We start from the raw sequence: 13,310 nt of genomic DNA, 5'->3' as shown, positions 1-13,310 counted from the left end.
AGGCCCGCTTGATCAATCGCATCCGCGACATTCGCCAGCAGAAGGGGCTGACGCTGGTCGATGTGGCCGCCGCTTGCCGACCTGCGACGACGGCGCAGACCATCGGGCGGCTGGAGACAGGAATGCGCACGCTGTCGCTGGGCTGGATGAACCGGATCGCCGCCGCTCTGGAGGTCGATCCGGAGCTTCTGCTGCGCAGCGAAACGCGCGAGCCGGCGATGATCGTGGCGGTGCTGACCGATGCCGGGGCGGAGGCGCCGCACGCCCGGCGCGAGGCCGTGCTGCCCAGCGAACTTGCTGCCGATGCGCCATGGCTGGTGCTGGATGTGGAGGCATCTTCGGGTGAGTATCGCGCAGGGGACCAGGTATGGATGCGGCAATATCCCCCCGCGCAGGCGGCGCGACTGCTCAATCGCGATGTGCTGGTGCCGCGCCCGGCCGGTCGCTTCGCATTCGGCCGACTGATCGATTGCGGCGGGGAGGGCGTCGTGCTGTCGCCTCCGGCAGCCGCTCGCGCGCAAGTTGCGGTGGAACATCCGCAATGGCTGGCGGTTGCGGAGATGCTGGTCAGAAAGCTCTAACTTCTCCCGCGTAAAGGCACGTCATGCGCGTTCTCTCGATTGCCACGCTATTTCCCAATCCCGCCAGGCCGTCCTTCGGCATCTTCGTGGGCAACCAGATGCGTGCGGTTGTCGCCAATTGCGCGGTGGACCTTGTGATGGTCAGCCCGGTCGGCGTTCCGCCCTGGCCGTTGTCCCGGCGCAAGCCCTACGACGCGCTGGGCGCGCTGCCGGAAGCGAGCGATGCATCGGGCATCGAAGTGCTCTATCCCAAATTCACGCTGATCCCGAAAATCGGCGGAGACAGCAATCCGCACCGGATTGCCAAGGCGGTACTGCCGCTGGCCCGCCAGCTTCATGCGGAACAGCCGTTCGATCTGGTCGATGCGCAGTTCTTTTTCCCTGATGGCCCCGCCGCTGGGATCGTGGCGCGCGAACTGGGCCTGCCACTGACCATCAAGTCGCGCGGTGCGGATATTCACTACTGGGGGCAGCGCCCTGCGGCGTTGAAGCAGATGCTGGCCGCTGCGCATCAGGCGGCCGGATTGCTGGCGGTGAGCGAGGCGCTGCGCACGGACATGATCGCGCTGGGCATGCCGGCGGACCGCATTGCCGTGCATTACACCGGCCTGGATCGTGAGCGGTTCCACCCGATCGAACGCGGGGCGGCGCGCGCGCTGGTATCGGCCTTGCCCGACCTGGGCGTCTGGTCCGAGGGGCCGTTGCTCGTAACCCCCGGCTCGCTGATTCCCCGCAAAGGGCAGCGGCTGGTGATCGAGGCGCTGGCCCAATTGCCCGGCGTGCGGCTGGCCCTGGCCGGCGTGGGTGAAGACGAGCGCGCCCTGCGCGCCTTGGCGCGCTCTCTAGGTGTAGCGGATCGGGTGCAGTTTCTGGGGCAGGTCGGGCATGATCTGTTGCCGCACCTGCTTTGCGCCGCCGATGTGCTGGTGCTGCCCTCGGCCAGCGAGGGGCTTGCCAATGTCTGGATCGAGGGGCTGGCCTGCGGCACGCCGATCGTCATCCCCGATATCGGTGGTGCGCGCGAAGTGGTGCAGAATCCCAGTGCAGGTCGTCTGGCAGAGCGGACGCCGGACGCCATTGCCAATGCCGTGCGCGAGATTCTGGCCGAGCCGCCCGATCAGGAGCAGGTTTCGGCCAATGTCTCCCGCTTCTCGTGGGGCGTGAACGCACAGAATCTGGTGCGTTTCTGGCGCGCGGTGCTGGATGGCAATCCCGTCACCGGGGATCCGCAAGGGGATGTTCAGGACGCCGCGAAGGCGTCCTGACGCTTATCCCTCTACCTGTTCGGCCAGTTCCAGCCAGCGTTCCTCGGCCGCGTCCTTCTCGCCCCGCGCCTTGTCGATGGCGGCGGTGAGGCTGGCGAACTTGCCGGGATCGCGGGTGTAGAGCGCCGGATCCGCCAGCGTCGCTTCGTCGCGCACGATGGCCGCTTCCAGTTCCTCGATCTTCTTGGGCAGCAGTTCGTAGTCGCGCTGGTCCTTGTAGGACAGCTTGCCCTTCTTCGGCGGCGGGGGAGGGGGCGGAGCCGCTCCTTCGGCCTTGGCCTTCTTGCCCGCGCTGGTGCGCTGACGGCGCTTGGCTTCCCAGTCGGCATAGCCACCCGCGATCACGTCGATATGGCCCGAACCGTCGAGGCCCAGCGTGACGTTGACGGTGCGATCCAGGAAGTCACGATCGTGGCTGACGATCAGCACGGTGCCGTCGTAGTCCGCGATCACTTCCTGCAGCAGGTCCAGCGTTTCGAGGTCGAGGTCGTTGGTCGGCTCGTCCAGCACCAGCAGGTTGGAGGTGCGGGCAAACTCGCGAGCGAACAGCAGGCGCGAGCGTTCCCCGCCCGAAAGCGTGCCGACTTTCGCTTCGACAAGGCCGGGATCGAACAGGAAGTCCTTGAGATAGCCTTGGATATGCTTGCGCACGCCGACCACGTCGATCCAGTCGCCGCCCTCTGCCAGCACGTCGCGGATGCGCATTTCCGGGTTCATCCGGCTGCGCTGCTGATCGATGACGGTGGCGTCCAGCGTCGCCGCGCGGGTCACCGTGCCCTGATCGGGCTGGATTTCACCCATCAGGAGCTTCAGGAGCGTGGTCTTGCCCGAACCGTTGGCGCCGACCACGCCGATGCGGTCGCCGCGCTGGATGCGCAAGTTGAAATCCTTGATGATCGTCCGGTCCCCGAATTTCTTCGTGACATGCTCGGCAACGATCACCGACTTGGTCTTGCTGTCATCCGCAACCACGGCCAGCTTGGCCGCACCTTGCGGGCCCATCATCGAGGCGCGCTGGGCGCGCATTTCCCAAAGCTTGGCAAGGCGGCCCTGGTTGCGCTTGCGCCGCGCGGTGACGCCGCGTTCCAGCCAGTGCGCCTCGATCTTCAGCTTGGCGTCCAGCTTGGCAGCAGCGCGCGCTTCCTCTGCGTAGACTTCGTCTTCCCAGGCCTCGTACCCGCCGAAGCCGATATCGCGGCGGCGCAGGCCGCCACGATCGAGCCAGAGCGTGGCATTGGTCAGGCGCGTCAGGAACGTACGGTCGTGGCTGATCACCACGAAGGCGCCGTTGTAGCGCTGCAGCCAGGATTCCAGCCAATCGATCGCAGCAAGATCCAAGTGGTTGGTCGGCTCGTCCAGCAGCAGCAGGTCGGGTTCCGAGGCGAGGGCGCGGCATAGCGCGGCGCGCCGACGCTCACCGCCCGACGCGCTCTTGGCCTCACGCGAAAGGTCCACGCCCAGTTGGTCGGCAATGGCCTCCACTTCGTGGCGCGGTGGCGCATCGTCGCCGTGGATCGCGAAATCCAGCAGGGTGTCGAAGCCGGTGAAGAACGGATCCTGCTCCAGCGTCACCACGCGGGTGCCGGGCTGGACGGATCGAGTGCCCTTGTCCGCATCCACGGTGCCGGCGATCAGCTTCAGCAGCGTGGTCTTGCCCGCGCCGTTGCGGCCGATCAGGGCCAGCCGGTCGCGCGGGGCGATGTTGATGTCGAGGTCTTTGAAGAGCCAGCCGGAGCCCTGGATGAGGCCGAGGCCCTCCCAGCTTAGGATCGGTGCAATTGCCATGATGCAGGCGCCCTACAGGCAGGGGCGGGGGGCTGGCAAGCGGCCTCTGGGGCCGGAGGTTGCAAGATAAGCGTGGGATTCGTGCAACACATTTCAGCCGGTGCCGCCTTCCCGCCACATTCAGGACTTGTTCAAGCCCCGGTGCTTAGGCACCCAGATCATTATGAAACGCTTCGTCTCCATCCTTGCGATACCGGGCTCAGTCCTCGTTGCTGCGTTTGCGTTGGTGGCGCCCACGCTTTGCGCCCACGCCGCCGATCCGGGCGGCGATCAGGGTGAGGCGCGCCGCGAGCGCAAGGCCGGCAATATCCTCTCGATCCGCCAGATCGAGCAGTTGGTGCTGCCGCGCATGGGCGGGATGCAGTACCTGGGGCCGGACTACGATCCGGCCGCGATGGCCTATCGGCTGAAGTTCATCCAGAACGGAAAGGTATATTTCGTCGATGTCGATGCCCGCACCGGCCGGGTGATCGGGCAATCCCGCTGAACGAGCGGCCCTGCACGGTCCGGCATGGGCATTTCGCCCTTTACATTTCGCCGGCCGGCGGGATCGCTTGACGCTTTCGGGCTTTCATCCCATTTGCTTCGTTCATTTTAAGTTACCTCATCGAGGGAGAGACCGATTTGCGCATCCTGATCGTCGAGGATGAACCCACGCTCGGCAACCAGCTCAAGACCACGCTCGAACAGACCGGCTACGCCGTCGACCTTTCGACGGATGGCGAGGACGGGCATTTCCTTGGTTCCACCGAAGATTACGACGCGGTGATCCTGGACCTTGGCCTGCCCGAGATCGACGGCCTTACCGTGCTGGGCATGTGGCGCCGCGAAGGGCGCGATTTCCCGGTACTGGTGCTGACCGCGCGCGATTCCTGGTCGGACAAGGTGGCCGGGCTCGATGCCGGCGCCGACGACTATCTGGCCAAGCCGTTCCAGACCGAGGAACTGATCGCCCGCCTGCGCGCGCTGATCCGCCGCGCCTCGGGCAATACTTCCAGCGAACTGACTGCCGGCGATGTGCGTCTCGACACGCGATCGGGCCGCGTCACGCTGGCGGGCGAGCCGGTGAAGATGACCGCGCAGGAATACAAGCTGCTGTCCTACCTGATGCACCACAAGGGCAAGGTGGTCAGCCGCACCGAACTGATCGAGCACATCTACGATCAGGATTTCGACCGCGATTCGAACACGATCGAGGTCTTCGTCACCCGCATCCGCAAGAAGCTGGGTGCCGATGTCATCACGACGATCCGTGGCCTTGGCTACAGCCTCGACGATCCCGCAGAACCCGGCCGCGGCTGAGGTTCGCGTGGCTGACGCGGCGGTGGAAGCCGCTGCCGAGCCCGTGGCCGAAGGTTCGCGCGGGCATTTCCCGCAGGATGGTTCCACGGGCTCGCTCGCCCGGCGCATGATGCTGATCGCGGCAGGCTGGATCTCGATCCTCCTGCTGGTCGGCGGGTTGGCGCTGGACCACACCTTGGCCGGGCTCGTCACCCGCAATTACGACGAGCAACTGGGCTATATGCTCACCGGCATGATCGGTTCGGCGGAGATCGGGCCTGATGGCGAGGTGTTCTTCAACCGCCCGCTGGGCGACCAGCGCTTCCTTGAGCCGAATTCGGGCCTCTACTGGCAGATTCGCGGCAAGGGGCATGAGGATTTCCCCTCACGCTCGCTGTGGGATCGCAGTCTGGACGTGCCAGCCGATCACTTCGATGCGCAGCCGCATGTCTACGATTCGGACCAGTTCGCAGGTGAACCGCTGCGCGTGATGGAGCGGTCCATCATCCTGCCGGGCAGCAATACCAAGTGGATGTTCACCGTCGCCGCCAGCCGTGCCGACCTGAACGAGCAGATCAAAATGATCCGCGCCATCCTGGTCTACAGCTTCGTGGCGCTGGGGTTCGGCCTGCTGCTGATGGCGGGAATGCAGACCTGGTACGGCCTGTTCCCGCTGCGCCACGTGCGGCGCGCCATCCAGAAGCTGCGCACCACCGGATCGGCCCGGGTCAACGATCCCCTCCCGCGCGAGGTGGAGCCGCTGGTGGAAGAACTGAACGCGCTGCTGGCCCATAACGAGCGGCAGGCCGAGGAAGCACGCACGCATGCGGGCAATCTGGCCCATGCGCTGAAGACGCCGCTGACCGTGGTGATGAATGCGGCGACGGCTCAGGCGCCCGATCTTGCCGATACCGTCATTCGCGAGGCGGCGGTGATGCGTCGGCAGGTCGATCACCACCTGGCACGGGCGAGGGCGGTGGGGCGCCGCGCCGTCGGGCAGTCGCGCGCCGATGTATGGCCCAGTCTTGAAGCCGTGCTGCGCGCGGTGGAGCGGCTTTACGACCAGACGCGATTCGATCTGGACGGCAATCACGATGTCGTGGTGGCGCTGGAAAAGCAGGACCTTGAGGAAATTCTCGGCAACCTGATCGAGAATGCGGCAAAGTACGGCGGCGGCAGCGTCTTCGTGACGGTCGATCCGGTTCGTGATTCGCGCCTGTGCGAAGTGTGGATCGAGGATGACGGCATGGGCATTCCCAAGGCGGAGCGCATCCGGATATTCGATCGCGGTGCCCGACTGGATACCGGCAAGCCGGGCACCGGGCTGGGCCTGGCCATCGTGCGCGACGTTGTGGAAATCTACGGCGGAACCGTGGAACTGCACGAGAGCGAGGACTTGGGCGGTTTGCTGGTCAGGCTGTGCCTGCCCCGCGCCATCGCCTGAAGCGGCTGCCTATCTCTCGCCTGACATAATCCGGGCGCAAAATCCGGTGGAACCGGCGTCGGTGGCTGTTGCGGAAGCGGCCGTTCGCCCCCATGGCCCGGGCGTAATTTATCGAGGAGACCCCCCTAATGACCGATTCCGTTACGATCACGCTGTCGCCTGATGAGATCGAAATGATCGTCGATGCTCTGGAAGCCGATCTGGAAGGCTACGTCGAAGCCGCCAAGGAAGCGCGCGAGGACGGCAACAAGGAAGACCTTGAGACTTTCGCCGAAGCGGCCACGCGCATCCAGGCGCTGATGACGCGCCTTCAGGACCTCGTCGAAGACTGAGCGATCGGGGCGGGGTGGACGCGTAAGGCGCCATCCCGCTCGATACCAGAATGCATGGAAGGAACGGCGGAAACGCCGGACCGATCAGCCCGCCTTCGCGCGCTCGTGATGGCGGATCACTTCATCGATGATGAAGCGGATGAACTTCTCGCCGAAATCGGGGTCGAGGTGTGCTTCTTCGGCCAGCTTGCGCAGGCGCACGATCTGGCGTTCCTCACGCCCCGGGTCCGAAGCGGGCAGGTCCCTCTCGGCCTTGTAGGCGCCGACGGCCTGCGTGATCCGAAATCGTTCGGCAAGCATGTGGATCAGCGCGGCATCGATATTGTCGATGCTGGCGCGGAAGGAAGCCAGTACGGGATCGGTTGCGGGCGTGGTCTCGGTCATCGGATCGGTCCGCTAGCACGGCTTGGCGGCAGGTTCCAGCCCGCCCGCCGATATGGGGGCAATCCGATCGTTTGCCCACATCGTGGCATTCGCTCTTGCCTAAATGCCTGCAAACGCGCAATGCGCCGGAACGATGAGTGCCGATGTCATTCCCCTGCGCACGCGCGGATCGCAGCCTTCCCTGGCCCCCATGCTGGCGCTGACCGCGCCGGGCATGAACAGCGTCAATGCGGTCATTCTGGACCGCATGCAAAGCGAGATCCCGCTGATCCCGGCCCTGGCCGGCCACCTGATTTCTGGTGGTGGCAAGCGTATGCGCCCGATGCTGATGGTCGCCGCGGCAGAGCTGTGCGGCTATCAGGGCGCGCGCCATCACCGGCTGGCGGCTGCGGTGGAGTTCCTGCACACGGCCACGCTGCTGCATGATGATGTGGTGGATGGTTCCGATATGCGCCGTGGCAAGGCCGCAGCAAACATCGTGTTCGGCAATCCGGCAACCGTGTTGGTGGGCGATTTCCTGTTCACCCGCGCCTTCGAACTGATGGTCGAGGATGGCAGCCTGAAGGTCCTGAAGATCTTCTCCAAGGCCAGCTCGATCATTGCCGAGGGTGAGGTCGACCAGTTGACCGCGCAGCGCCGGATCGAGACGAGCGAGGAACATTACCTCCAGATCATCGGGTCCAAGACCGCCGCACTGTTCGCAGCCGCCACGCGGATTTCGGCCATCGTTGCCGAAAAGACCGAGGCGGAGGAACTGGCGCTCGATTCCTACGGTCGCAATCTGGGCATCGCCTTCCAGCTGGTGGACGATGCGATCGACTACGATTCGGAAGCGTCCGAATCCGGCAAGGACAAGGGTGACGACTTCCGCGAAGGCAAGATGACGTTGCCTGTCATCCTGGCCTACGCACGTGGCACCGCCGAAGAGCGCAAGTTCTGGGAAGAGGCCATCGCCGGTTTCCGTACCGAGGATGAAGATCTGGCTCACGCGGTGGAGCTGATCAACCGCCACGGTTGCGTGGAAGCGACGCGCGAACGGGCGCGGCTCTATGCGCAGCGTGCCATCGATGCGCTGTCGATCTTCCCCGCCGGCGCCGCGCGCGATGCCATGTGCGAGGCGGTCGAGTTCGCGGTGGCGCGCCGCTACTGAGGCGGGAGCGGGCAGGGGGCTTCGGCCCTCGCGCCGGACTGTCTCTCACACGCTTTTACGACGCTTCTGTCCAATTCCTTCAAGAAATTCGCCAGTCTATTTGGTTGATACTTGGGGGAAAGATAGTTAGCCTTCGCGCCATTACGTATTCCTGTGAGGGAGACGTCGATGGGCTGGCTGCGTTGTGTTCTGCTACCCTCGGTTGCCGCGGGTGCGACCGTTTCGCTGTCACCTTCGGCACAGGCCCATGACGATCTGACATCGCCTGTCGATGCGGCGCTACCCGCCGTCGATGTCGGCGTTGCTGCCGAGAGTATCGGGCAGGATGACGGTTCGGTCACTCCCGATCCGGCCACGACCGCGTCCCTGCCCGGGCGCAAGGGCACCCACTGGACGATCATCGTCAGCCCCTATGTCTGGGGTGCTTCGCTAGGCGGCGATCTTGGCCTCGCGGGCCTTCAAGGCAACGCGCATCTGCCCTTCGGTGACATCTTCAAGCACCTCGACCTGGCCGCGATGGGCAATGTCGAATTCATCAGCGGCCGTTGGGGCGGCTATATCGACGCCCAGCACGTGCAGACATCGCAGACCGAGCAGGTGCTTTCGTTGCCGGTCGACCTATCCATCCACACCACGCGCGTGGCGGGTGGCTTCTATTACAAGGCGTGGAGCATCCCGCTTTCGGGCCAGACGGCATTCGGCGTGCCGCGTACCGTCTCGTTCGAGCCCACTGCCGGCCTGCGCTGGACCGACCTGAAAGCCAGTGCGAATGTGGATCCGCTGGCCTTGCAAACGTCGAAAGGCGCCAACTGGGTCGATCCCTTCGTGGGCCTGCGCGTCAATGCGGACTTGTCCGGGCGGTGGAATCTCTTCGTCCAAGGGGATGCCGGCGGGTTCGGGGCGGGGGCTGACATCAGCGTGAACGCAGTGGCGCTGCTGGGCTACCGCACGCATCTCTTCGGACAGCGCACGATCCTGCGCGCCGGCTATCGCTTCATCTACGAAGACTACGACCAGGAAGACTTCACCGGCCGCGGCCGCTTCATCTGGCACATGCAGCAGCGTGGTCCCTTGCTGGGGCTGTCGATGTTCTTCTGAATTTCCCCGCGCTTTTCATGAGAAGGAGCTTTCCCCCATGCTCTTGCAGACCCGCCTGAAGACGCTTTCGAACCCGATACGGTCCCTTCGCGCGGTGGGCGCGCTGGCGCTTCCGGTGCTGCTCATGGCCGGCGCCACGGCGGATGCCTGCACGCGCGCCGTCTACCTCGGCCCGAACGACAACGTGATCACCGCCCGCTCGATGGACTGGAAGAGTGATATCCTGAGCAATCTCTGGGTCCTCCCGCGCGGAATTGCCCGCAGCGGAGAGGCGGGGCCCAATTCGATCAAGTGGACGTCGAAATACGGCAGCGTGATCGTCAGCGGTTACGATGTTTCCACAACCGACGGCGTCAACGAGAAAGGGCTGGAGGCCAATGTGCTCTGGCTGGCGGAATCCGAATATCCGCACTTCGACGGGAAGGGAAAGCCGGGCCTGACGATTGCCGCCTGGGCGCAATACATGCTCGACAACTTCGCGACGGTGAACGAGGCGGTGGCCGCGCTTGAGAAAGAGCCGTTCACGATCGTTACCGACAATGTGCCCGGAGAGGATCGGCTGACGACGCTGCATCTGTCGATGTCCGACGCCACGGGGGACAGCGCCATCGTCGAATACATCGCCGGCAAGCAGGTGATCCACCATGGCCGGCAATATCAGGTCATGACCAACTCGCCGCATTTCGACGATCAACTGGCCTTGGCCAGCTATTGGCAGCAGATCGGCGGCACGGTGATGCTGCCCGGTACCAATCGCGCGTCCGACCGATTCGCTCGCGCGCTGTTCTACATCAACGCGATTCCCAAGGATGAGGATCCGAACAAGGCGCTGGCCAGTGTGTTTTCGGTCATCCGCAATGCCTCGGTTCCCTATGGCATCAACACGCCGGATCAGCCGAACATCTCCTCAACCCGGTGGCGCACGGTGTTCGATCACAAACGCCAGCTCTATTTCTTCGAATCGGCGCTGACCCCGAACACGTTCTGGGTGGACCTGAAGAAGATCGATTTCTCCAAGGAAACCGGGAAGGTGAAGACGCTGGATCTCGGCACTAATCAGGACCACACGTTCTCTGGCGAGGTGTCCGGCGAATTCGTGCAACATGCGCCTTTCAAGTTCCTGGGCCTGAGCGGCTGAATCGCCACGCCTGCGCCATTCCGGCAACACATCGGCGGCGCAATAAAACGGCAACAAGCCTGCAATTGCCGCGCACCTTCCCCGCGTCTATCCAGACCGCGTGATGCCCACCGAATCCGAGCTGGCGCCCACCGGCTATCAGCCCGGGTCGCCGCGCCAGCGCCTAATCTCGTCGCTGCTTTCAGCAGCCATTCTGGTGATCGCGCTATTGCTGGCGATCACCCAGACGGGGCTTGTCCCGGCGATTATCAAGAAGACTTCGGCGCTGACGACATTCGATGTCGTCGATCACGACAAGGAACAGGGCGGCGATGCGCCACAGCAGCCCAAGCAGCAGCAGGCCAAACATACCGAGCACAAGGCCACTGTCCCGGTCGTCGCGCCGGACAAGCCGGTGGAGAAACCGGCAGCTGCGCAAAAGCAGGCATTCACGTTCCTGCACATGTCCAGCAACGATTTTGCCGCCACCGATATCGGCAAGATGAAGGGCGATTCTTCCGCTTCGGGTGATCAGGCGGCCGGTGGTTCGGGCGGCGTCTATGGTCCCGGTGAAGGGCCGGGCGGCGTCGTGCTCTACAATGCCGCATGGTTCAAGGAGCCGACCGACGCGCAGCTTGCCGGCTACCTGCCCAGCCATGGCCCGCAGACCGGGTGGGGAGAGATCGCCTGCCAGACCCTGCCGCACTACAAGGTGGACAATTGCCAAATCCTGGGCGAATCGCCGCGCGGATCGGGGTTTGGCCGCGCGGTCTTCAATGCCGCCTGGCAGTTCGAGGTGCAGCCGCCGCGGATCAACGGCAAGCCGCAGATCGGCAGCTGGGTGCGGATCCGCATCACTTACGGCGTGCGCGGCATCTCTCTCTGATCCGGCTTCAGGCGACGCTGAAGGTGTTGCCGCGCTGCTGGGCACCGTGACGGTCGAGCAGATCGGCTAGCGGCATCGGCATGCCAAGGTGATAGCCCTGCGCCAGCGTGAAGCCGGCGATGCGCGCGCTTAGCATCTGTTCTTCAGTCTCGATCCCTTCGATCACGCAATCCAGCGACAGCGAACGGGCAAGATTGCGGATTGCCGCGATCAGGCGGCGTCCGCGCGTTTCGTCCAGGCGCGGGGCGAAGCTGCGATCGATCTTCACCATGTCCAGCGGAAGCTGGTGCAGCGAGGAAAGGCTGGAATAGCCGGTGCCGAAATCGTCCAGCGCGATGCGGGCGCCGATTTCGCGCAGGCCTTCCAATGCGTCACGCGCGCTGTCGAACTTGGCGATCAGCGAAGTTTCAGTGATCTCGAAGATCAGGCGCGTGGGCGATCCGCCCGAACGCTCGATCAGGGCGATCAGGGCGGCCACCGTTTCGGCATCGGCAATGTCCTGACCGGACAAATTGAAGCAGACGTGCATCGAATCGGGCAGGCTGGTGAGCGCGGCCAAGGCCTGCAGGAACAGGGCCAGGGTCACTTCGCGCGCACGGCCGATGCGTTCGGCGGATGCGATCAGCATTTCGGGGGCAACCGCGCCCAGCGTGGGCGACGTCCAGCGGGCAAGGCATTCCACGCCCATCGGCATGCGGTTTTCGGTGGCGACGATCGGCTGATACACCATCGAGAGTTCGCGCGAGAGATCGGCCGTCTGCAGCGCCGCGTCCAGCGCCTGTTCCGTGCGGATCATCCGCTCCAGCTCGCTGGAGAAGCGCACGCATTGGCCGCGCTTCTCGTTCTTGGCGTGATAGAGCGCGAAGTCGGCCCGGTCGAACAGTTCATGGGCGCTGCGGCCGCTGGCGGGATAGTCGGCCAGACCGGCAGAGCAGCCCACGGCCACGACGATGTCGCCGATGCGTGCCGGCCTGCGGATTTCCGCGCAGAACGCCTGGGCGGCGGCTTCCGCCTCTTCCCATCCGCCCTTGACGATCAGGCCGAACTCGTCGCCGCCAAGACGCGCGATCACGGCGTTTTCCGGGCATTGCGCCAACATGCGTTCGCCCAACACTTGCAGCAGGCGATCGCCCTGGGCGTGGCCGTACGTGTCGTTGACCGGCTTGAAGCGGTCCAGATCGATCAGGCCGACGTAGAACACCTCATCGCCCCGTGTCTGGGTCAGCATCGATTCCAGGCAGCCGAAGAAATGGCGGCGGTTGGGCAGGCCCGTCAGCGCGTCGGTTTCGGCCAGACGGGCATTTTCCGCCCCCAGCGCCTGCGCCTGCCGCCGTTCGCTGGCAAGGGCCCGCTGCGTGGTCTCCAGAGCGACGAACGAATCGTATGTGTCGCGCAGGATCTTCAGGATCACCAGCGTGACCAGCGTGATGTTCACCGCGATGGCCACGCGTACGAGCGGCCCCATCAGGACGCTGTAGACCAGAAAGATGCTCAGTACCGTCACGCAGATCAGCAGCGCGGCGGTCGGCAGGAATGTCAGGCAGAACACGCAGCCCAGCACCGTCACCGCAACGAACGTGGCGACATGGCCATGTTCGTAGGGACCGCCGTACTGGTCCAGCGCCAGCGCCCAGGCCACGAAGGCCAGCGAGATGATCACGGCCAGCCATGTCGTGCGCCGCATCCGGTACTGGGCGGTATCGCAATCGAAATCGGCGGCGGTCGTCGGCCGTATCCATGCGATCATGCGGACGAGCGAAAGTGCGATCAGAATCGCTGGAATGGTGAGCGTCAGGTATCCCGGCGCCAGGGCGCGATGCGTATAGGCCAGGATTCCGGCATTAACCGAAAGCAGGCCGTAAAGCGGCGGAATACGTTCGCGCAGGCGCAAGTATTGCGCCACCGGCAATGGGAAATGGCCGGCGCGATAGGACTTGGTCGGGGCGTGTTCGGCTTCTTGCAACGTCATGAACTCCGACAGCCACGG

General features: G+C 64.5%; 13 protein-coding genes. 10 read left to right on the top strand and 3 right to left on the bottom strand.

Features of this window, described 5'->3' with window-relative positions:
* The first annotated feature begins 8 nt into the window (after positions 1-8).
* Positions 9-581 (top strand): helix-turn-helix domain-containing protein, encoded by a 573-nt coding sequence (locus WBP06_RS09145; protein ID WP_395326873.1) that lies wholly within the window; start codon positions 9-11, stop codon positions 579-581.
* A 23-nt stretch (positions 582-604) separates the two neighbouring features.
* Positions 605-1,846, top strand: coding sequence for a glycosyltransferase (locus tag WBP06_RS09140; protein ID WP_395326872.1), 1,242 nt, complete (start codon positions 605-607; stop codon positions 1,844-1,846).
* A 3-nt stretch (positions 1,847-1,849) separates the two neighbouring features.
* Here WBP06_RS09140 and WBP06_RS09135 read toward each other — a convergent pair whose 3' ends face one another.
* The gene (locus WBP06_RS09135) at positions 1,850-3,631 is read right to left on the bottom strand and encodes an ABC-F family ATP-binding cassette domain-containing protein (RefSeq protein WP_395326871.1); all 1,782 of its coding nucleotides are present in this window, start codon (positions 3,629-3,631) and stop codon (positions 1,850-1,852) included.
* Positions 3,632-3,794: 163 nt separating this feature from the next.
* Here WBP06_RS09135 and WBP06_RS09130 point away from each other — a divergent pair, with 163 nt between their 5' ends.
* The 4 genes from WBP06_RS09130 to WBP06_RS09115 all read left to right on the top strand — a co-directional run bounded on the left by WBP06_RS09130 (position 3,795) and on the right by WBP06_RS09115 (position 6,688).
* On the top strand, positions 3,795-4,118 hold the full coding sequence (locus WBP06_RS09130; RefSeq protein ID WP_395326870.1) for a hypothetical protein: 324 nt from the start codon (positions 3,795-3,797) through the stop codon (positions 4,116-4,118).
* A gap of 137 nt (positions 4,119-4,255) precedes the next feature.
* Entirely contained in the window at positions 4,256-4,933 is a 678-nt protein-coding gene (locus WBP06_RS09125; RefSeq protein ID WP_132385684.1) for a response regulator transcription factor, read from the top strand.
* Positions 4,934-5,039: 106 nt separating this feature from the next.
* A complete protein-coding gene (locus tag WBP06_RS09120) occupies positions 5,040-6,356 on the top strand; it encodes a sensor histidine kinase (RefSeq protein WP_395334110.1) in 1,317 nt (438 codons plus the stop codon).
* Between the two features lie 128 nt (positions 6,357-6,484).
* Positions 6,485-6,688, top strand: coding sequence for a hypothetical protein (locus WBP06_RS09115; RefSeq protein ID WP_395326869.1), 204 nt, complete (start codon positions 6,485-6,487; stop codon positions 6,686-6,688).
* An 84-nt stretch (positions 6,689-6,772) separates the two neighbouring features.
* Here the strand turns inward: WBP06_RS09115 and WBP06_RS09110 are convergent, their stop codons facing one another.
* Positions 6,773-7,072 carry a chorismate mutase gene (locus WBP06_RS09110; RefSeq protein ID WP_395326868.1) on the bottom strand — a complete coding sequence of 100 codons (300 nt, stop codon included), beginning with the start codon at positions 7,070-7,072 and terminating at the stop codon, positions 6,773-6,775.
* 133 nt (positions 7,073-7,205) lie between these two features.
* Between WBP06_RS09110 and WBP06_RS09105 the strand changes: the two genes are divergently transcribed.
* From WBP06_RS09105 to WBP06_RS09090, 4 genes are all read left to right on the top strand, one after another.
* A complete protein-coding gene (locus WBP06_RS09105) occupies positions 7,206-8,222 on the top strand; it encodes a polyprenyl synthetase family protein (protein ID WP_395326867.1) in 1,017 nt (338 codons plus the stop codon).
* A 168-nt stretch (positions 8,223-8,390) separates the two neighbouring features.
* Positions 8,391-9,320: a hypothetical protein gene (locus WBP06_RS09100; protein WP_395326866.1), complete on the top strand. Its 930-nt coding sequence runs from the start codon at positions 8,391-8,393 to the stop codon at positions 9,318-9,320.
* A 37-nt stretch (positions 9,321-9,357) separates the two neighbouring features.
* The gene (locus tag WBP06_RS09095) at positions 9,358-10,458 is read left to right on the top strand and encodes a linear amide C-N hydrolase (protein WP_395326865.1); all 1,101 of its coding nucleotides are present in this window, start codon (positions 9,358-9,360) and stop codon (positions 10,456-10,458) included.
* A gap of 103 nt (positions 10,459-10,561) precedes the next feature.
* Positions 10,562-11,323 (top strand): hypothetical protein, encoded by a 762-nt coding sequence (locus WBP06_RS09090; protein WP_395326864.1) that lies wholly within the window; start codon positions 10,562-10,564, stop codon positions 11,321-11,323.
* 7 nt (positions 11,324-11,330) lie between these two features.
* Here WBP06_RS09090 and WBP06_RS09085 read toward each other — a convergent pair whose 3' ends face one another.
* Positions 11,331-13,292, bottom strand: a complete 1,962-nt coding sequence (locus WBP06_RS09085; protein WP_395326863.1) for a putative bifunctional diguanylate cyclase/phosphodiesterase — start codon at positions 13,290-13,292, stop codon at positions 11,331-11,333.
* Positions 13,293-13,310 lie beyond the last annotated feature (18 nt).

It is taken from the genome of Novosphingobium mississippiense (assembly GCF_044029535.1).
GTDB lineage: Bacteria > Pseudomonadota > Alphaproteobacteria > Sphingomonadales > Sphingomonadaceae > Novosphingobium.
The sequence above is the reverse complement of the archived record's forward strand: the minus strand, read 5'-3'. Positions and strand labels throughout refer to the sequence as shown.

What these genes read in the sequence shown, in the direction of transcription:
- WBP06_RS09140 (WP_395326872.1), top strand. Translation starts at nt 605, where the DNA reads ATGCGCGTTCTCTCGATTGCCACGCTATTTCCCAATCCCGCCAGGCCG.
- WBP06_RS09135 (WP_395326871.1), bottom strand. Translation starts at nt 3,631, where the DNA reads ATGGCAATTGCACCGATCCTAAGCTGGGAGGGCCTCGGCCTCATCCAG.
- WBP06_RS09130 (WP_395326870.1), top strand. Translation starts at nt 3,795, where the DNA reads ATGAAACGCTTCGTCTCCATCCTTGCGATACCGGGCTCAGTCCTCGTT.
- WBP06_RS09120 (WP_395334110.1), top strand. Translation starts at nt 5,040, where the DNA reads ATGATGCTGATCGCGGCAGGCTGGATCTCGATCCTCCTGCTGGTCGGC.
- WBP06_RS09115 (WP_395326869.1), top strand. Translation starts at nt 6,485, where the DNA reads ATGACCGATTCCGTTACGATCACGCTGTCGCCTGATGAGATCGAAATG.
- WBP06_RS09110 (WP_395326868.1), bottom strand. Translation starts at nt 7,072, where the DNA reads ATGACCGAGACCACGCCCGCAACCGATCCCGTACTGGCTTCCTTCCGC.
- WBP06_RS09105 (WP_395326867.1), top strand. Translation starts at nt 7,206, where the DNA reads ATGAGTGCCGATGTCATTCCCCTGCGCACGCGCGGATCGCAGCCTTCC.
- WBP06_RS09100 (WP_395326866.1), top strand. Translation starts at nt 8,391, where the DNA reads ATGGGCTGGCTGCGTTGTGTTCTGCTACCCTCGGTTGCCGCGGGTGCG.
- WBP06_RS09095 (WP_395326865.1), top strand. Translation starts at nt 9,358, where the DNA reads ATGCTCTTGCAGACCCGCCTGAAGACGCTTTCGAACCCGATACGGTCC.
- WBP06_RS09090 (WP_395326864.1), top strand. Translation starts at nt 10,562, where the DNA reads ATGCCCACCGAATCCGAGCTGGCGCCCACCGGCTATCAGCCCGGGTCG.
- WBP06_RS09085 (WP_395326863.1), bottom strand. Translation starts at nt 13,292, where the DNA reads ATGACGTTGCAAGAAGCCGAACACGCCCCGACCAAGTCCTATCGCGCC.